Consider the following 18,116-nt stretch of genomic DNA (forward strand, 5'->3'; position numbering starts at 1 on the left):
TTTCAGAAGGCGGCGCAAGATCATGCGAGCCTCCATTCCCAGCCGAGCGGGTCGCCGTCCATTACCTCGACGCCCTTCGCGGCAAGCTCATCGCGCAGCGCGTCGGAGCGGGCGAAGTCCTTGGCGGCTCGGGCTTCCTTGCGCTGCGCGAGGATGGCTTCGATTTCGGCTTCGGCGAAGGTTGCGGATTTGGGGCGGAGGCGCAAGTCGGCACGGGTGAGCGTGAGCAGATTGAGGCCGAGGACCGCGTCCATCGCGGCGATGGCTCGCAACCGGACGGCAGGCGCTTGCTTCTTGGCCGCGAGGACCAGATCTATGTCCGTCAGCGCTTCAGGGGTCGCAAGATCATTCGAGATGGCCTCGTCGAACGCCTGCAGGTTGCCCCCCTGCGCCTTCATCAATTCATCGTCACCCTGAACTTGTTTCAGGGTCCATCCCTCGTCCGGCGACAACGAGGCGGGGGGAGAAATGGATGCTGAAACAAGTTCAGCATGACGGTGCTTAAGAGCTTCGATGCCCAGCACCATCCGCTTCAATCGCGTGAGCGCCGCGCCCAGCCCTTCCCAGCTGAATTCCAGTTCGCTGCGGTAATGCGCTTGCAGGCAGAGCAGGCGGTAGGCGAGCGGGTGGTAACCTTTGTCGATGAGCAACTGCAGGCGCAGGAATTCGCCCGAGGACTTCGACATCTTGCCCGAGCGTTCGACCAGAAAATTGTTGTGCATCCAGATGTTGGCGCCGGAATGTGATGCCACGTCGAGCCCGCCGGTGCAGCAGATTGCCTGATTCTGGGCGATCTCGTTGGGGTGGTGGATCTCGCGGTGGTCGATGCCGCCGGTGTGAATGTCGAACGGAAAGCCGAGCAGCGCGCCCGACATTACCGAGCATTCGAGATGCCAGCCCGGCGCGCCGCGGCCCCACGGGCTGTCCCACTCCATCTGGCGGCGCTCGCCTTCGGGCGTCTTGCGCCAGATCGCGAAATCGGCGGCCTGGCGCTTGCCGTCGACCGCTTCGATGCGGCCCTCCCCTTCGTCCGTCGCGGCGCGGGCAAGGCGGCCATAATCGGCCACGCTCGCCACGTCGAAATAGAGGCCCGAGGGCAGTTCATAGCAGTGTTTCGCGGCGATGCTTTGCGCAAATTCGATCATCTGCGGCACGTAATCGGTGGCGATCGACCAGTGCGCGGGCTGGCGGATATTGAGCGCGGTGATATCTGCCCAGTAGGCCTCGGTATAATGCTGCGCGATGTCCCAGATCGATTGGGCGGAGGCTTTGGCGGCTTTTTCCAGCTTGTCTTCGCCCGCATCGGCATCGTCGGTCAGGTGGCCGACGTCGGTGATGTTGATAACGTGGCTGAGATTGTAGCCCTTGAACGACAGCGTGCGGCCCAGCACATCGGCAAAGACATAGGCGCGCATGTTGCCGATGTGGGGGTAATTATAGACCGTGGGCCCGCAGGTATAGACCCGGGCCTCCCCCGCATGCACCGGCACGAACGGCTCGGCCTTGCGGGTGAGGCTGTTGAACAGGGTCGGCGGCGCGGGTTGAGGCTCCATGGGCCCATGCTCTGCCAGCCAGCGCGGGCCAAGGTCAAGTGCGCGGCGCGGCGGTGGACCCGCCGCGCCGCGGTGCTCAGAACCCGTCGAAGCGCACGTTGCCGTCGATAGGCTCGCGCTCGCGGTCGAAGTTGTTCACCGGCACGTCCGGATCGCGATACCCGATGGCGATGCCGCAGAAGAAGATGTGGCTTTCGTCCGAAACGCCGAGGAACTCCTTGATAAGCTTGGCGTGGAGCGACAGCGCTTCTTGCGGGCAGCTATCAAGGCCCTCACCGCGCAGCAGCAGCATGATGGTTTGCAGCCACATGCCGACATCCGACCACTGCGGCGGCCCCATGCGGCGATCAAAATAGCAAAACAGCACCGCCGGAGCGCCGAACGATTCGAAATTGCTGCGCATGAAATCATCGCGCGCTTCGGCATCGCCGCGGCCAATTCCCATCGCGGTGTACATCGCTGCGCCCACACCGTGCAGCCGGGCGAGGCACTGCGGGATCACTTCGGGATCATCCCAGCTATATTCGCGCGGGTCCTGCGGCGGGGTGACGAGCATCTTGTCTTGCAGCGCGCGCAGCGGCGCGCCGGCGAGGATCGTGGCCTCCCATGGCTGGAAATTGCAGCCCGACGGCGTCCAGCGCGCGGTATCCATCACCCGCCGCAAGGTTTCGAGCGGCACCGGGGTATCCTTGAAGGCGCGGATCGAGCGGCGCGTCATTACAGCTTCGGAAACATTCATGTCTATCACTCCAGATTGAGATTGAGGGCAGCTACAGACTGTTCTGCAGTCACCAAAGTCAGAAGCCCTCGAACCGCACGACATCCTCGAACGGGACGCGCGGCACCGGGAAGGTATTGATCGCGGCATCAGGATCGCGCCGCCCGATCGCCATCCCGCAAAAGAAGATGTGGCCCTCGGGAATGCCGAGCAGGCCTTTCATCGCCTCGCCATACATCGCCCAGATTTCCTGCGCGCAGCTGTCGAGCCCCTCTTCGCGCAGCAGCAGCATCACCGTTTGCAGCCACATGCCGATATCCGACCATTGCGGCTTGCCCATGTAGCTTGGCGTATAGGTAAACAGCTGGACCGGCGCGCCGAAGCTTTCCCAGTTCTGGCGCATCTGGGAAAACCGCGCCTCGCGGTCGCCGCGTGCGATGCCGGCCGCGGTGAACATCGCCTGCCCCACCGCCATGCGCTGCGCCGCATAACGACCTTCCATTTCGGCGGGATAGATCGCGTATTCGACCCCGGCCCCGAGCGGCGCGGTTTTGGTCAGTTCCACAATCGCGGTGCTGATCCGCGACAGCTCTGCGCCGGTCACGATCACCGCGTTCCACGGCTGGGTATCGCCGCCCGAAGGCGCGCGCTGCGCCTTGGCAAGCACCCGCTCCAGGACCGCGCGCTCGACCGGATCGGGCAAGAAGCGGCGGATCGAGCGGCGCGAGGCGACGGCTTCGGAAACGGACATCGGGGCGATCATGGCTGTTTAACTGTCCGATTAAAGTCTTGCCGTCAATCGTCCTCGAACAGACCGGCGAGTTGTTCGACCATCGTGCCGCCCAGTTGCTCGACATCCATGATCGTGACAGCGCGGCGATAATAGCGCGTGACATCGTGGCCGATGCCGATGGCCACCAGTTGCACCGGCGATTGCTTTTCGATCCACCCGATCACCTGGCGCAAGTGCTGCTCAAGATAGCCCGCGTTGTTGACCGACAGCGTCGAATCGTCGACCGGCGCGCCGTCCGATATCACCATCAGGATGCGGCGATCTTCCTGTCGCGCGAGTAGGCGGCTATGCGCCCAGATCAGCGCCTCGCCGTCGATGTTTTCCTTGAGCAGCCCCTCGCGCATCATCAGCCCGAGGTTTTTGCGCGCGCGCCGCCATGGCTCGTCCGCTTTCTTGTAAACAATATGGCGCAAGTCGTTGAGACGGCCGGGATGCGGCGGCTTGCCGCCTGCCAGCCATGCCTCGCGCGATTGTCCGCCCTTCCACGCGCGGGTGGTGAAGCCCAGGATCTCGGTCTTGACCCCGCAGCGCTCGAGCGTGCGCGCCAAGATATCCGCGCTGATCGCCGCGATCGAGATCGGCCGCCCGCGCATCGATCCAGAATTGTCGATCAGCAAAGTGACGACGGTGTCCTTGAACTTCACCTCGCGCTCGATCTTGTAGGACAAGGAATGCCCGGGCGAGATGATCACCCGCGCCAGCCGCGCGGCATCGAGCATGCCTTCTTCCTGATCGAAATCCCACGAGCGGTTTTGCTGCGCCATGAGGCGGCGCTGCAGCCGGTTAGCGAGGCGCGTGACGATGCCTTGCAGGCCCTTCAATTGCGCATCGAGATAGGCGCGCAGCCGGGTCAGTTCCTCTTCGTCGCACAGTTCGCTGGCCAGAACGACCTCGTCGTGCGCGGTGGTGTAGGGCTTGTAGTCCCAGCCATCGGGCAGATCGGTCCACGGCCGGTTGGGCCGGGTGGGCAGCATGCCCTCCTCGCCGTCATCGGCCAGATCGGCGTCGGCGGTCTCCTCGGGGCGCTCGGTGTCCTGCTCCTGCTCGCCCTGCTCCTCGCTCTCGCTAGGCTCGCCCGCGACTTCGGTGGGCTGCTGCTCGGCGGAATCCTCGGAGGTGTCGGGCTGGTCCTCGTCGTCGTTGTCGCCGTCCTCGCCCTGATCCTCGTCGCTCTTGTTTTCCTCGTTCTCGCTGGTCTTGGTGAGATCGAGATGGCCCAGCATATCGAGCGCGAGTTGCTGAAACGCCTTCTGATCGCTCAGCACATCAGCCAGCGCGGCAAAATCGCCCTCCGCGCGCTCGGCAATCCAGCCGCGCACCATGTCGGTGCCTTCTTGTGCGCCGGGCGGGATCGGCTCGCCAGTGAGGCTTTCGCGCAGCAACATGGCCAGCGCGGAGGCGAGCGGCACGTCTTCGCTGCGCGAAGCCCGCGCGATTGGATCGCTGGCGAGGCGCGCATCGGTGACGGCGCCGATATTGCCGCGCATCCCGGCATAGCCATCGGTGCCCAGCGCCTCATAGCGCACTTGTTCGACCGCATCGTAGCAAGCGCGGGCCGCAGGTTCTGCCGGAGCGCCGCGCTGATGCAGGATATCGTTGTGCAGCCGCAGCCGCAGCGCCATCGAATCGGCCGCGCCGCGCGCCTGCGCGACTTGTGCAGCCGGAAGCGTGCGCCCCGGCATCGGCAGCCGCATGTTGCCGCCGGACTGGCTCGCGGCCTCGGCGGTCCACGCCACTTCGACCTCAGGATCATCCGATACTGCACGCGCCGTGCCCGCCAGAACGGTCCGGAATTGGTCGAGGGGGGTGGTGTCGCTCAAGTCTGCTCCGCCGATTTATCAGTTAGTCGCCCGATTACACTATGCTTTGCCCCGTCTTGGCCCAATCTGCAAGAAAGCCCTCGATGCCCTTTTCGGTCAGCACATGCTTGAACAGGCCCTTGATCACGGCGGGCGGCGCGGTGATCACATCCGCACCGATCTTTGCGCTTTCAAGCACATGCACGCCGTGGCGGATCGAGGCGACGAGGATTTCTGTGGCGAAGGCATAGTTGTCGTAGATCAGGCGGATGTCGCGGATGAGGTCCATCCCGTCGAACCCGTTGTCATCATGGCGGCCAACGAACGGCGAGACGAACGTCGCGCCAGCTTTCGCGGCGAGCAGCGCCTGGTTGGCCGAAAAGCACAGCGTGACATTGACCATCGTGCCATCGCCCGTCAGCTTATTGCAGGTCTTGAGCCCGTCGATCGTCAGCGGCACCTTGATGCACACATTGTCGGCGATCCGCCTCAGGATTTCGGCCTCGCGCATCATCCCTTCGTGATCGAGCGCGATCACTTCGGCCGAGACCGGGCCGTGGGTGAGATCGCAGATTTCGCGCGTAACCTCCATGAAATCGCGGCCCGATTTGGCGATCAGCGAAGGATTGGTGGTCACTCCATCGAGCAGCCCGGTGGCGGCCATTTCGGCGATTTCAGCGGTGTCGGCAGTATCGACGAAGAATTTCATGACGCGCTCTCTCCAAGCCCGTTCGGGGCGATTCCCATGGGGCTATAAGCAGTCGGGGCCGCGCTGTCAGTCCCCTGCATTTGGCCCCTGCATTCGGCCCCTGCATTCGGCCCCTGCATTTGGCCCCCTGCATTTAGCCCCCTGCATTTGGCCCCCTGCATTTGGCCCCCTGCATTTGGCCCCCTGCATTAGGCCCCCGCCGCGCAGCGCCTTTCCTTTGCGCGGCCGCCGCACTAGCGAGGGTGCGATGAACCGCGTTCGCTGCCTCGTCTTCAATGCCGCGCTGGGCGCGCTCGATTACCGCGTGCCCGAGGGGATGGAGGTGACGCCGGGCAGCGTGGTCCTGGCCCCGCTCGGGCCGCGCCAGATCGTGGCGGTGGTGTGGGACGATGGCCGCCTGCCCGGCGCGGAAGTGGCCGCCGCCAAGCTGCGCCCGCTGCTGGCGGTGCTGCCCGTGCCGCCGCTGCCCGCGCCGCTGCGGCGGCTGGCCGAATGGTGCGCGGACTATTACCTCGCCCCACTCGGCTCGGTGGCGCGCATGGCTATGTCGAGCAGCGCGGCGCTGCGCGGCGGGGGGACCGTGACCGAATACCGGCTGACCGGGCAGGAGCCGCCGCGCCTCACCCCGCAGCGCCTGCAGGCGATGGACCTGATCGGCGGCGAGCAAGGCTCGATCCGCGAACTGGCCGAAATCGCGGGCGTTTCCGAAGGCGTGCTGCGCGGGATGGCCAATGCCGGCCTGTTGGAGCCGGTGCTGGTCGACAGCGACCGGCCCTACCCCGCGCCCGATCCGCGCTTTGCCGAGCCGCAGCTTTCCGCGCTGCAGGCCGAGGCAGCAGCGACGATGGTAGGCGCGGTCAAGGCCCGCGCATTCCGCACTTTCCTGCTCGATGGCGTGACCGGATCGGGCAAGACCGAGGTTTACTGCGAAGCCATCGCCGCCGCCATCGAGGCAGGCGGGCAAGTGCTCGTGCTGCTGCCCGAAATCGCGCTGACGGCGGCGTTCCTGGCGCGGTTCGAGGCGCGCTTTGGGGCAGAGCCGGTCCTCTGGCATTCGGGGCTCAAGGCCTCCGAGCGGCGGCGCGCGTGGCGGCAGGTGGCGTTTGGCGGCGCGCGGGTGGTGGTCGGCGCGCGTTCGGCGCTGTTCCTGCCCTTCCCGGCCCTCGCCTTGATCGTGGTCGACGAGGCGCACGAAGTTTCGTTCAAGCAGGATGACGGGGTGCGCTACAATGCGCGCGATGTGGCGGTGATGCGCGCGCGGTTCGAAGGCGCGCCGATCATTCTGGCGAGCGCCACCCCCGCGCTCGAAAGCCTCCAGATGGCCGAGATGGGCCGCTATGAACGGCTGGTGCTGCCCGACCGGTTCGGCGGCGCGCGGTTGCCCGAAATCCGCGTGATCGATCTGCGCGAGGAGCAGCCCCCGCGCGGGCGCTGGCTCGCGCCGCCTTTGGTCGAGGCGCTGAAGGACCGGCTGGCCAAAGGCGAGCAGAGCCTGCTGTTTCTCAACCGGCGCGGCTATGCCCCGCTCACGCTGTGCCGCCACTGCGGGTTTCGCTTCAAATGCCCCAATTGCTCGGCCTGGCTGGTCGAGCACCGCCTCTCGCGGCGGCTGGCCTGCCACCACTGCGGCCACGAAGTGCCGCCGCCGCCGACGTGCCCCGAATGCGGCGAGCCCGATTGCCTCGTCGCCTGCGGCCCCGGCGTCGAGCGGATCGCCGACGAGGTCGCCGAAATCCTGCCCGGTGCGCGCGTGGCGCTGGTGACATCGGACACACTGACCAGCGCGGCCAAGGCGGCGGAATTTGTCGCCCAGGCCGAAAGCGGCGCGATCGACGTGATCGTGGGCACGCAGCTCGTCACCAAGGGCTTCCACTTTCCCGAACTGACGCTTGTCGGCGTGGTCGATGCCGATATGGGACTGGAGGGCGGCGATCTGCGCGCCGCCGAGCGCACCTATCAGCAGATCGCGCAAGTCGCCGGGCGCGCCGGGCGCGGGGCCAAGCCGGGCGAAGTGTTGATCCAGACGCGCCATCCCGCCGCCGCCGTGATCGCCGCGCTCGCCAGCGGCACGCGCGACGCGTTCTATGCCGCCGAGACCGAAGCGCGGCGCGAGGCGGGAGCGCCGCCGTTCGGCCGCTGGGCCGCGATCATCGTCTCGAGCGAGGACGAGGCCGAAGCGCGCGACGCCGCGCGCGCCATCGGCGGCACCCGGCCCGAATTGCCCGATGTCATGGTGCTCGGCCCCGCCCCTGCCCCGCTTTCGCTGCTGCGCGGCCGCTTCCGCTACCGCCTCCTGATCAACGCGCGCCGCTCCGCCGAAGTGCAAGCGATCATCCGCGACTGGCTGGGCGAGCTGACCTTCCCGCCCGGCGTGCGCGTGGCGGTGGATATCGATCCCTATTCGTTTGTTTAAAATCAGTTCGGGAGGCCCGAGCTGATAAGGGATAACCCCATATTATCCAGAGCGGTTTTTGAAGCATGACAACATAGAAGGCAAACCGCGCGCTGCCCTATCGGCGGTTGGTCGGCGGTTGGAATTGCGCACAGATTCATGTTGTAGGACGAGACTCATGGCAATTTTTGGGAACCTGAAAATAAAGACAGTGGCGTTGGTAGGTAGCCTCCTCCTGGCCGGAGCGGCGGTCGGCAGCGCAGCCATGGTGCTGACAGCCACACAAGCGCTGGGCAGTCGCCTGGCCTATTCGGCCGAGAATACCGTACCCAGCCTTCAACTCCTGGGCAATGTGCGCACCACAATGATCGAAGCACGGCTCTCTTTGAACAAGCAGGTCATCTCATCCAGCGAGCCAGAACTACGCCAGTACAGGGAAACCACAGCCAAGCAAATCGGCACCGTGGATGCCGCTTTGGTTACGTACCGCTCAATGGTATCCGATGACGCCGAGCGAGTCATTTATGACAAGGTCCTATCCCGGTGGGCCGACTAAAAGACCGCGGCAATCAAGATTTCTCGGATCCCCCTGACACAGCGCGCTGAAGCGGCTGCGCAGGCAGTAGCGCTTGCCCCGACCGGCAATGCCGCAGTCGGTGCGTTGAACGAAGATATTGCCTCCAACGTGCAGCTGTCGAAGACCGCAAACGCCGAAGCAAAAGCGGCCGTCGGCACCTTCAAATTTCTCTCTATCACGCTGATCCTATTCTCGCTCGCCTTGGCAGCAGGCATCGTGCTGCTGTTTCGGCACCGCTTGTCGGCGCCGCTCACCAAGCTCATCGACGCCATGCAGGAAATAGCTGGCGGCAACATCGACCACGCCATCCCCGGCGAGGACCTGACCGATGAAGTCGGCGATATCGGACGGGCGCTGGCGTCCATCAAGCTCAGCGTGGCGGCCCGCAGCGCCGCCGATGCTGAAAGCCAGATGGCGGTTCAACGCAAAGTGGTTGGCGCGCTTGGCGAAGGCCTATCCGCGCTGAAAGCCGGTCGCTTGACCGCATCGATCAATGAACCCTTCCCCGGCGAGTATGAGCGGCTCCGCGCCGATTTCAACGATGCCCTGGCCACCACAGCAGATCTCATCCGACAATTGGCAGATACGGCGCACAGCGTGAGCAATGGGGCCAATGAAATTTCATCCGCCGCCAGCGATCTGGCCATGCGCACCGAACGTCAGGCTTCAAGCCTCGCGGAATCATCTGCGGCGGTGCGCAATTTGAACAAGTCGGCCAGCGGCACAGCCAAGACGGCGACCGACGCCAACGCTCTGGCCCGGAGCGCGCAAAACAGCGCCAACGGCGGCGGCGATTCGATGACCCAGACAGTCGCGGCGATGAACCAGATCGCCGAATCGAGCCGCCGCATGGAAGAAATTGTCGGCATTATCGAAGGGCTCGCGTTCCAGACCAATCTGCTTGCACTGAACGCGGGCGTCGAGGCCGCGCGTGCAGGCGAAGCCGGACGGGGCTTTGCCGTTGTCGCAACCGAAGTCCGCGCGCTGGCGCAGCGCAGCACGGATGCAGCCAAGGATATCGGCAGCATCATCCAGTCAAGCGGCCGCGATGTGGTGCAAGGCGTTACCATGATCGGCCAGACACAGACCGCGCTGACGGAAATCGTCGCCAGCACGCAGGAATTGTCCGAAATGATCGAGAGCATAGCGGTTGCCGCGCGCGATCAATCGGCGACGATCACGCAGGTGAGTTCAGTGGTGGAAGACATGGATCGTTCGACCCAGCAAAACGCCGCACTCGTCGAGCAGTCCTCCGCCGCAGCACGCTCGCTGCTTAATCAAGCCGGGGCGATGAACGAACTGGTTGGTCGCTTCGAATACGAAGCCACGGGTTATGGACAAATGCGCCGGGCTGCATGACCGCCACGTTGCATAGGGGGGCTGCGCAAGCTCCCCCTTCACCCCTCCAGCGCAGAATCCAGCAGCGCCGCTGCCGCTAGCAAGCGGTTGCCGTGGTCGGTTTCTTCCTTGCCGTTGGCGCGGAAGAGCGCAGCGGCTTCGGCGTTGCCGATGCTCGCGGCCCAACCTTCGTAGAGCGCTTCGCCCGCGAATTCGGCATCGGCCAGTTTGCGCAATGCCGCCGGGGTGAGTTCGGCGAGCGGGAACGCGCCGCCGGCGAGGTAGGGGTTGTTCTGAGCGGCGGGCGGCGCGAACTCTTCGCCGGTCAGCGCCTTCAGCGCGGCGGCGGCGCGGGTCGCGTGGAGGAATTCCTCATCGCCATTGGCGACGAGCAGATCGGCCACCGCCGGGTTGTCGCTTTGCGCGGCAGAGGCGCGGTAAAGCTCCTTGCTCGCTGCCTCGACCAGCACCATGACCTTGATGTCCAGCGCGGTCGGCGCGGTGACTTTGCCGATATGGGCGAAAGCTTCGCCAATGGTCTGCGGCATGGCAGGGTCGAGCGCGAGGGTGGTGGTCATGGCTGGTTCTCCCGGGGGGTAATGCGATTGATCTTGGAGGGTATAGCAGCGGCGGCGCGGTGTTAAGGGGGAATGAGGGGGCTGGCGGCGTGCTTGACCGCACGAGGCCCCAGCCTTCGCCGAGGGCCGGTTAAGGCCTTTCCCGCGCCAAGAGCTCTTGCTTGATGGCGAGACCCCAGGCGTAGCCGCCGAGGCTGCCATCGGTGCGGATCACCCGGTGGCAGGGGATGAGGACCGAGACGTGGTTCGCCCCGTTGGCGCTGCCCGCCGGACGCACCGCGCCCGGATTGCCGACAGCGGCGGCGAGCTGGGCATAGGTGCGTGTCTCCCCGCGCGGGATGCGGCGCAACTCGCGCCAGATTGCTTCCTGAAACGCGGTGCCTTTGACGTCGATCGGAATATGCGCGAAATCGCCGGGCGTTTCGACTGCGGCAACGACTTGGCCGAGCAATACCTCGAACTCCGCGCCGCCTTCGATCAGTTCGGCATTCGGAAAGCGCTGGCGAATCGCGCTGCCGTCTTCGCCGAACGAGAGGCGGCAAACGCCCGTGTCGGTCGCGGCGACGAGCATTTTGCCGAGCGTTGTGGGCACCGTCGCCCAGCGGATCGTGACCCCGCGCCCGCCCTGCGCCCACGCCGAGGGGCTCATGCCAAGCCGCCCCCCTTCACTTGCGCCCATGGCAGCATAGAAGCGCGAGGGGCCGGAAAAGCCGGCATCATAGATGGCATCGGTCACGCGGGCGGTCTCCGTAAGGGCTTGAACAGTGCGCTCGGCACGCAGCGCGCGGGCATAGGCGGCGGGCGACAGGCCGGTATGGCGGGTGAACACGCGCTGGAAGTGCGCGGGGCTATAGCCGGTCTCCTGCGCCAGCGCGCCCAGCGCCAGCGGCTGTTCTGCAGACTTGATCGCAGCGATGGCGGCCAGCACGGCGCGCTCATCGCGCGACACATCATCGGGCGAGCAACGCTGGCAGGCGCGCAGGCCAGCATCGCGGGCACGCGCGCCATCGGCGAAGAAGCGCACGTTCTCGCGCCGGGGATGCCGCGCAGAACACGACGGGCGGCAATAGATGCCGGTGGTCAGCACGCCGGTGACAAAGCGGCCATCAAAGGCGCGGTCGCGCGCGCAGACAGCCGCCCATGCTTCTTCATCGCTCATCATATCGCGTCTCCATGTTCCTTTCACCAAGCTTTGCCCTTAGCCGCTGCGCTTGCCATCCCGCGCCATGCGCTCAAAGCAAATCTTCGGGAACGCGGCTCGCCGGGCACCTTTCCGCACCCGCGAACGCGCGAAACCACAGCACTGAAAACTGGCGTCTTGTAATGCGGCGGCTACGTTGCTAACCGCGCCCCGATTGCGGGCTGCTGTGACTTTGTGCACAGCACCATGGCCTGCTTGAATTATCCTTGGTGAAGGGAACTTTGACGCGTGGAGATTTCCGGCGGGATTACGGCCAGCTTGGCAGGACGCTATGCTTCGGCGCTCTATGATCTTGCGCTGGCGCATGGCAGTGTGGCCGTGGTCGAGAGCGATCTTGAAACGCTGGCCAGCGCCATCCGCGGGTCGGATGATCTGGCCGGGCTGATCCGCAACCCCGAAGTGCGCCGCGAAGATTCGGCCAAGGCCATCGCCGCTATCGCCCAGCTGCTCGGTCTTTCGCCGCTCACTGGCAATTTTCTCGGCGTGCTCGCCGCCAACCGCCGCCTTGCCTCGCTGCCCGATATGGCGCGCGCCTTTGCCGCGATTGCCGCAGCAGAGCGCGGCGAAGTGAGCGCGACCGTGACCAGCGCGCATCCGCTCGACGCCGCTCAGATCGACGCGCTCGCGGCAAAGCTCAAAGCGCTCGAAGGCAGCGATGTGAAACTCAATGCCGTAGTCGATCCGGCGATTCTGGGCGGTCTGGTGGTCCAGATCGGCAGCCGCATGATCGACAGCTCGATCCGCACCCGTCTCAATTCGCTCGCCCAGGCCATGAAAGGCTAAAACTTAGCCCCGAAACTTGGGGCTGAGCGAGAAGGTTTTACGAAAGGTCCGAAAATGGAAATCCGCGCTGCTGAAATTTCGAAGGTCATCAAGGACCAGATCGCCAGCTTCGGCACCGAAGCGCAAGTCACCGAAGTGGGCACCGTGCTCTCGGTCGGCGACGGCATCGCCCGCATCTTCGGCCTCGATCAGGTCCAAGCCGGCGAGATGGTCGAATTCTCGAACGGCGTGAAGGGCATGGCGCTCAACCTCGAGGCCGACAATGTCGGCGTCGTGATCTTCGGCTCGGACGCCGAAATCAAGGAAGGCGATGTCGTCAAGCGCACCGGCACCATCGTCGACGTTCCCGTCGGCAAGGGTCTGCTCGGCCGCGTGGTCGATGGTCTTGGCAATCCGATCGATGGCAAGGGCCCGATCGAATATACCGAGCGCAAGCGCGTCGAAGTCAAAGCACCCGGCATCATCCCGCGCCAATCGGTCTCGGAGCCCGTGCAGACCGGCCTCAAGGCCATCGACGCGCTCGTTCCCGTGGGCCGCGGCCAGCGCGAGCTGATCATCGGCGACCGCCAGACCGGCAAGACCGCCGTGGCGATCGACACCTTCATCAACCAGAAGGGCCCCAACGCCGGCGACGACGAGAGCAAGAAGCTTTACTGCATCTATGTCGCCATCGGCCAGAAGCGCTCGACCGTGGCGCAGATCGTGCGTCAGCTCGAAGAAAACGGCGCGATGGAATATTCCATCGTGGTCGCCGCCACCGCTTCGGAGCCTGCACCGCTGCAATACCTCGCGCCTTATACCGGCGTGACGATGGGCGAGTTCTTCCGCGACAACGGCATGCATGCGGTCATCGTTTATGACGATCTTTCGAAGCAGGCCGTGGCCTACCGCCAGATGTCGCTGCTGCTGCGCCGCCCGCCGGGCCGCGAAGCGTATCCCGGCGACGTGTTCTATCTCCACTCGCGCCTTCTGGAGCGCGCGGCGAAGATGAACGATTCGCTGGGCGGCGGCTCGCTCACCGCGCTGCCGATCATCGAGACGCAGGCGGGCGACGTTTCGGCCTACATCCCGACCAACGTGATCTCGATCACCGACGGCCAGATCTTCCTTGAAACCGGCCTGTTCTATCAGGGCGTGCGCCCCGCCATCAACGTCGGCCTCTCGGTGTCGCGCGTGGGTTCGGCGGCGCAGACCAAGGCAATGAAGAAGGTTTCGGGCTCGATCAAGCTGGAGCTGGCGCAGTACCGCGAAATGGCGGCCTTTGCGCAGTTCGGTTCGGACCTCGATGCCTCGACCCAGAAGCTGCTCAATCGCGGCGCGCGCCTGACCGAGCTGCTCAAGCAGCCACAGTTCAGCCCGCTCGCCTTCGAAGAGCAGACGATCATCATCTTCGCAGGCACGCAAGGCTATCTCGATGCCGTGCCGGTGAAGCGCGTGACCGAATACGAGGCCGAACTGGTGCGCCATCTGCGCAGCGAGCAGGCCGATCTGCTGGCGGAAATCCGCAACAGCAAGGACTTGGGCGACGGCGCAAAAGCCAAGGCCAAGGACGTGCTGGATGCATTCGGCAAGCAGTTCGCTTAAATTTTGGATTGCGTCGTCCCGGCACTTGCCCGGGATGACGGTTTGAGGGAGCCGTCATGGCCTCGCTGAAGGAACTCAAAGGGCGGATCAACTCGGTCAAATCGACCCAGAAGATCACCAAGGCCAAGCAGATGGTCGCGGCGGCCAAGCTGCGCAAGGCGCAGGCGGCGGCGGAAGCCGCGCGTCCCTATGGCATCCGCATGGCCGCCGTGATGGGCAGCCTTGCCTCCAAAGTGGCAGGCCAGGACAACGCGCCGCTGCTGATGCGCGGCACCGGGTCGAGCCAGCGCCATCTGCTGGTTGTCGTCAACACCGACAAGGGCCTGTGCGGCGGTCTAAATTCGAACATCATCAAGGAAGCGAAGATTCAGGCGCGCGCGCTGATTGCGGCGGGCAAGGATGTGTCGTTCTACCTCGTGGGCAAGAAGGGCCGCGCGCCGATCAAGCGCGAATATCCCGATCTCAAAGCGGATGGCTTCGACACCAGCACCGTGCGCACGCCCGGCTTCGAGGAAGCTGGCGCGATTGCCCGCGAGCTGATCGCGCTGTTCGAAGGCGGCAAGTTCGATGTCGCGCACCTGATCGCGCCCAAGTTCAAATCAGCGCTGGCGCAAGACCCGGTGACCGCGCAGCTGATCCCGGTCCCCGCCCCGGTCGCTGCGAACGACAGCGGCGCTGTTGTCGATTACGAGCCGAGCGAAGCGGAAATCCTCGAAGGCCTGCTGCCGCGCTACGTCACCACCCAAATCTTCGGCGCGCTGCTCGAACGCGAAGCATCTGAACAGGGCGCTTCGATGACCGCGATGGACAACGCCACCCGCAACGCGGGCGAACTGATCCAGAAGCTGACCATCCAGTACAACCGCAGCCGTCAGGCCGCGATCACGACGGAGCTGATCGAGATCATCGCAGGCGCAGAGGCTCTGTAATGGGTGCTTGGGGCGTCCAGTTCACCGAGAACGATGGTGCGCTCGATTTCCTTGGCGAAATCGGGGAGTCGCGCGATTGGGCCGACGTGGAAGCATGCCTGACCGATTTTATCGATAGCGGCGGGTACGACGACGCCGATCAGGCGTTTGCAGCAAGCGAATTGGTCGCGGCGGCGCTGGGCAACCCCTCCCCGCATCTGGATGCAGAGCTGGCCGCTTGGGCAGCGGAGCACGCCGAGCGCGCTGCCGCATTTGCTTCGAAAGCCAAGCAAGCGGCTGACCTGATCGCAACCAGCAGTGAATTGAACGAACTTTGGGCTGAAACCGATGAGTATGCCGATTGGCAGGCGTCGGTCGATGATCTCGAGCGCCGCCTCGGCTGAACTTCAAGAATTAAGGCAAGGAAAACACCAATGGCCACCGCACCCGAACTTACCATGCCAATCCTCGGCAATGCTCCCACTGGCAAGATCAGCCAGGTGATCGGCGCGGTTGTCGACGTGAGCTTCACTGGCGAACTGCCCGCGATTCTCTCGGCGCTTGAGACCGACAACAACGGCAATCGCCTCGTGCTCGAAGTGGCGCAGCATCTGGGCGAGAACACCGTGCGCACCATCGCCATGGACTCGACCGACGGCCTGACGCGCGGCCAGCCTGTGACGGCCACTGGCGCGCAGATCTCGGTCCCGGTTGGTCCGATGACGCTCGGCCGCATCATGAACGTGATCGGCGAGCCGATCGACGAGCGCGGTCCGGTGGGCGCGGCCAAGCGCAATCCGATCCATGCCAAGGCGCCTGAGTTCATCGAGCAATCGACCGAGGCGGCCATTCTGGTCACCGGCATCAAGGTGATCGATCTGCTCGCGCCTTATGCGCGCGGCGGCAAGATCGGCCTGTTCGGCGGCGCCGGCGTGGGCAAGACGGTGCTCATTCAGGAGCTGATCAACAACATCGCCAAAGGCCACGGCGGCGTTTCGGTGTTCGCCGGCGTGGGCGAGCGCACCCGCGAAGGCAACGATCTCTACCACGAATTCCTCGACGCCGGCGTTATCGCCAAGGACGCTGAGGGCAACCCGACCCCCGAGGGCTCGAAAGTGGCGCTGGTGTTCGGCCAGATGAACGAGCCGCCGGGCGCGCGCGCGCGCGTTGCGCTCTCGGGCCTGACCATGGCCGAATACTTCCGCGACGAAGAAGGCCAGGACGTGCTGTTCTTCGTCGACAACATCTTCCGCTTTACGCAGGCGGGTTCGGAAGTGTCCGCGCTGCTCGGCCGTATTCCTTCGGCGGTGGGCTACCAGCCAACCTTGTCGACCGACATGGGCGCGCTGCAGGAGCGGATCACCTCGACCACCAAAGGTTCGATCACCTCGGTTCAGGCGATTTACGTGCCTGCCGACGATTTGACCGATCCTGCGCCGGCCGCGTCGTTCGCCCACTTGGACGCGACGACCACGCTCAACCGCGCGATTTCGGAGCTGGGCATCTATCCGGCAGTGGATCCGCTCGACTCGACCAGCCGCGTGCTGACGCCTGCCGTTGTCGGCCAGGAGCACTACGAGACCGCGCGCCGGGTTCAGGAAACCTTGCAGAAGTACAAGTCGCTGCAGGACATCATCGCCATTCTGGGCATGGACGAGCTTTCGGAAGAAGACAAAGTGACTGTGGCGCGCGCGCGCAAGCTTCAGCGCTTCCTCAGCCAGCCGTTCCACGTGGCCGAAGTGTTCACCGGCATCTCGGGCAAGTTCGTGCAAGTCGAAGACACCGTCCGCTCGTTCAAGGCGGTGGTCGACGGCGAATATGACCATCTGCCGGAAAGCGCATTCTACATGGTCGGCGGCATCTACGATGCAGTCGCCAAGGCCAAGAAGATGGCCGAAGAAGCTTGATTTGAACCGAAGCCCCTCCCGCACGCGGGAGGGGTTTGGGGTGGGCCTGCCGCAAACGCAGCGCTCCGCCCCGGCCCACCCCCGGCCCCTCCCGCACACGGGAGGGGGGAGAAGCTGAAATGTCGCTACACTTCGAACTCGTTACCCCCGCCCGCCTTGTCCGCTCGGAAGATGTTTACATGGTCGTCGTGCCCGGTGCGGAGGGCGAGTTTGGCGTGCTCGAAGGCCATGCGCCGGTCATGTCGATCATCAAGGACGGCGCGCTCAAGGTCTATCGCAGCGCGGGTGCAGCGCCTGAGGAGATCATGGTCGAAGGCGGCTTTGCCGAAGTCGGCGACAAGGGTCTGACTGTGCTGGCCGAGCGCGTCGTCGGCTGATTATCCGCAGCACTGCGTAACAAGAACGGGCCGGCTCGCGAGAGTCGGCCCTTTGTTCATCCGGTTTGACCGCATGTGCCCTTTGGCGCGGCCGAGTTCGTCATGCACCCGTCATATGACAGCCCCACAGGAGCGCTGAACACCAGACCTTCAGGGGCGGAAGACGATGCCGCAGATCGATATTCTGCTGACCGGTTCGCTGGCGGTCGGGCATGAGCCTTTCGCCCACAACGAGCTGCGCGTGGTGTTTCACCTGTGGGATGGCGCCGCGCGGCTGCCGCTGCTGGAAGGGCGCGCATGGGCCTTTGTCGATTGGTTGCTGCCTGCGCTTTCCGGGCTTGAGCTATGCCGCCGTTTGCGGCTCGACCCGCAGACCGAGAACGCGCATGTCACGATGATCCTTGAGGATGATGACGATGACGCGAGACGCCGCGCGCTGCGCGCCGGGGCGGACGATTACATTGTCGGCCCGCTGACCCGGGCGGTGCTGCTAGACCGGGTGCTGGCGGTGCAACTGCCGCAGCAGGAGCTTGCCGCGCGCACACGGCGGCTGGGCGATCTCTCGCTCGATCTGGCCGCCTTGCAGGTGCGCTGGAAAGACACGCCGATCCCGCTTATGCCCAACGAATTTCGCCTGCTGCGCTACCTGATGGAGCAGCCGGGCCGCGTATTCTCGCGCGCGCAACTGATCGCCGCGCTGGGCAAAGTGGAGCCACCGCTCGACGAGCGCACGGTGGACGCCTGGGTCAGCCGCCTGCGCCGCGCACTGCGCGAGGCGGGCGCGGGCAACATGCTGCGCACCGTCCGCGCGCTGGGCTATGTGCTCGATCGGCCATAAGGGGCGCGGCGCGCGAAAAAGGGGCGCGATCCTTGCGGACGCGCCCCCCTTTGTCTCATCC

The 18,116-nt window shown here is 64.9% G+C and carries 17 protein-coding genes; 10 read left to right on the plus strand and 7 right to left on the minus strand.

Annotated elements, in window-relative coordinates; all coding sequences use genetic code 11:
• Positions 1 to 20: 20 nt before the first annotated feature.
• The 5 genes from cysS to fsa form a co-directional block, all read right to left on the minus strand.
• Complete coding sequence (gene cysS, locus Q0O40_RS01495) at positions 21 to 1,553, minus strand: cysteine--tRNA ligase (protein ID WP_295525302.1); 1,533 nt, start codon at positions 1,551 to 1,553, stop codon at positions 21 to 23.
• Positions 1,554 to 1,629: 76 nt separating this feature from the next.
• Complete coding sequence (locus Q0O40_RS01500) at positions 1,630 to 2,292, minus strand: nitroreductase (RefSeq protein WP_295525304.1); 663 nt, start codon at positions 2,290 to 2,292, stop codon at positions 1,630 to 1,632.
• Between the two features lie 58 nt (positions 2,293 to 2,350).
• Complete coding sequence (locus Q0O40_RS01505; protein WP_295525307.1) at positions 2,351 to 3,034, minus strand: nitroreductase; 684 nt, start codon at positions 3,032 to 3,034, stop codon at positions 2,351 to 2,353.
• Positions 3,035 to 3,066: 32 nt separating this feature from the next.
• Positions 3,067 to 4,884, minus strand: coding sequence for a cobaltochelatase subunit CobT (cobT, locus tag Q0O40_RS01510; RefSeq protein WP_295525310.1), 1,818 nt, complete (start codon positions 4,882 to 4,884; stop codon positions 3,067 to 3,069).
• Positions 4,885 to 4,918: 34 nt separating this feature from the next.
• Entirely contained in the window at positions 4,919 to 5,572 is a 654-nt protein-coding gene (gene fsa, locus Q0O40_RS01515; protein ID WP_295525313.1) for a fructose-6-phosphate aldolase, read from the minus strand.
• Positions 5,573 to 5,819: 247 nt separating this feature from the next.
• Between fsa and Q0O40_RS01520 the strand changes: the two genes are divergently transcribed.
• The 3 genes from Q0O40_RS01520 (at position 5,820) to Q0O40_RS01530 (ending at position 9,900) form a co-directional block, all read left to right on the plus strand.
• Positions 5,820 to 7,985, plus strand: coding sequence for a primosomal protein N' (locus Q0O40_RS01520; protein WP_295525316.1), 2,166 nt, complete (start codon positions 5,820 to 5,822; stop codon positions 7,983 to 7,985).
• Between the two features lie 157 nt (positions 7,986 to 8,142).
• Positions 8,143 to 8,520 carry a Tar ligand binding domain-containing protein gene (locus Q0O40_RS01525; RefSeq protein WP_295525319.1) on the plus strand — a complete coding sequence of 126 codons (378 nt, stop codon included), beginning with the start codon at positions 8,143 to 8,145 and terminating at the stop codon, positions 8,518 to 8,520.
• A 105-nt stretch (positions 8,521 to 8,625) separates the two neighbouring features.
• Complete coding sequence (locus Q0O40_RS01530) at positions 8,626 to 9,900, plus strand: methyl-accepting chemotaxis protein (RefSeq protein ID WP_295525321.1); 1,275 nt, start codon at positions 8,626 to 8,628, stop codon at positions 9,898 to 9,900.
• A gap of 38 nt (positions 9,901 to 9,938) precedes the next feature.
• On the opposite strand, the gene Q0O40_RS01535 is transcribed toward Q0O40_RS01530, so the two are convergent.
• Together Q0O40_RS01535 and Q0O40_RS01540 are read right to left on the minus strand one after the other, a co-directional pair.
• On the minus strand, positions 9,939 to 10,457 hold the full coding sequence (locus tag Q0O40_RS01535; protein ID WP_295525323.1) for a ferritin family protein: 519 nt from the start codon (positions 10,455 to 10,457) through the stop codon (positions 9,939 to 9,941).
• 130 nt (positions 10,458 to 10,587) lie between these two features.
• Positions 10,588 to 11,619, minus strand: a complete 1,032-nt coding sequence (locus Q0O40_RS01540) for a bifunctional transcriptional activator/DNA repair enzyme AdaA (protein ID WP_295525325.1) — start codon at positions 11,617 to 11,619, stop codon at positions 10,588 to 10,590.
• 267 nt (positions 11,620 to 11,886) lie between these two features.
• Between Q0O40_RS01540 and Q0O40_RS01545 the strand changes: the two genes are divergently transcribed.
• The 7 genes from Q0O40_RS01545 to Q0O40_RS01575 all read left to right on the plus strand — a co-directional run bounded on the left by Q0O40_RS01545 (position 11,887) and on the right by Q0O40_RS01575 (position 18,055).
• Positions 11,887 to 12,441: a F0F1 ATP synthase subunit delta gene (locus tag Q0O40_RS01545; RefSeq protein WP_295525326.1), complete on the plus strand. Its 555-nt coding sequence runs from the start codon at positions 11,887 to 11,889 to the stop codon at positions 12,439 to 12,441.
• Between the two features lie 54 nt (positions 12,442 to 12,495).
• A complete protein-coding gene (gene atpA, locus Q0O40_RS01550) occupies positions 12,496 to 14,025 on the plus strand; it encodes a F0F1 ATP synthase subunit alpha (protein WP_295525328.1) in 1,530 nt (509 codons plus the stop codon).
• Between the two features lie 56 nt (positions 14,026 to 14,081).
• A complete protein-coding gene (locus tag Q0O40_RS01555) occupies positions 14,082 to 14,954 on the plus strand; it encodes a F0F1 ATP synthase subunit gamma (RefSeq protein WP_295525330.1) in 873 nt (290 codons plus the stop codon).
• Positions 14,954 to 15,337 (plus strand): DUF4259 domain-containing protein, encoded by a 384-nt coding sequence (locus Q0O40_RS01560; protein WP_295525332.1) that lies wholly within the window; start codon positions 14,954 to 14,956, stop codon positions 15,335 to 15,337. The genes Q0O40_RS01555 and Q0O40_RS01560 overlap by 1 nt, the downstream gene beginning before the upstream one ends.
• A 54-nt stretch (positions 15,338 to 15,391) precedes the next feature.
• On the plus strand, positions 15,392 to 16,840 hold the full coding sequence (gene atpD, locus Q0O40_RS01565) for a F0F1 ATP synthase subunit beta (protein ID WP_295525383.1): 1,449 nt from the start codon (positions 15,392 to 15,394) through the stop codon (positions 16,838 to 16,840).
• Positions 16,841 to 16,959: 119 nt separating this feature from the next.
• Positions 16,960 to 17,217, plus strand: a complete 258-nt coding sequence (locus Q0O40_RS01570; protein ID WP_295525334.1) for an ATP synthase F1 subunit epsilon — start codon at positions 16,960 to 16,962, stop codon at positions 17,215 to 17,217.
• 166 nt (positions 17,218 to 17,383) lie between these two features.
• Complete coding sequence (locus tag Q0O40_RS01575) at positions 17,384 to 18,055, plus strand: response regulator transcription factor (protein WP_295525335.1); 672 nt, start codon at positions 17,384 to 17,386, stop codon at positions 18,053 to 18,055.
• Positions 18,056 to 18,116: the final 61 nt, after the last annotated feature.

It is taken from the genome of Novosphingobium sp. Chol11, from assembly GCF_945870625.1.
Classification (GTDB): domain Bacteria; phylum Pseudomonadota; class Alphaproteobacteria; order Sphingomonadales; family Sphingomonadaceae; genus Novosphingobium.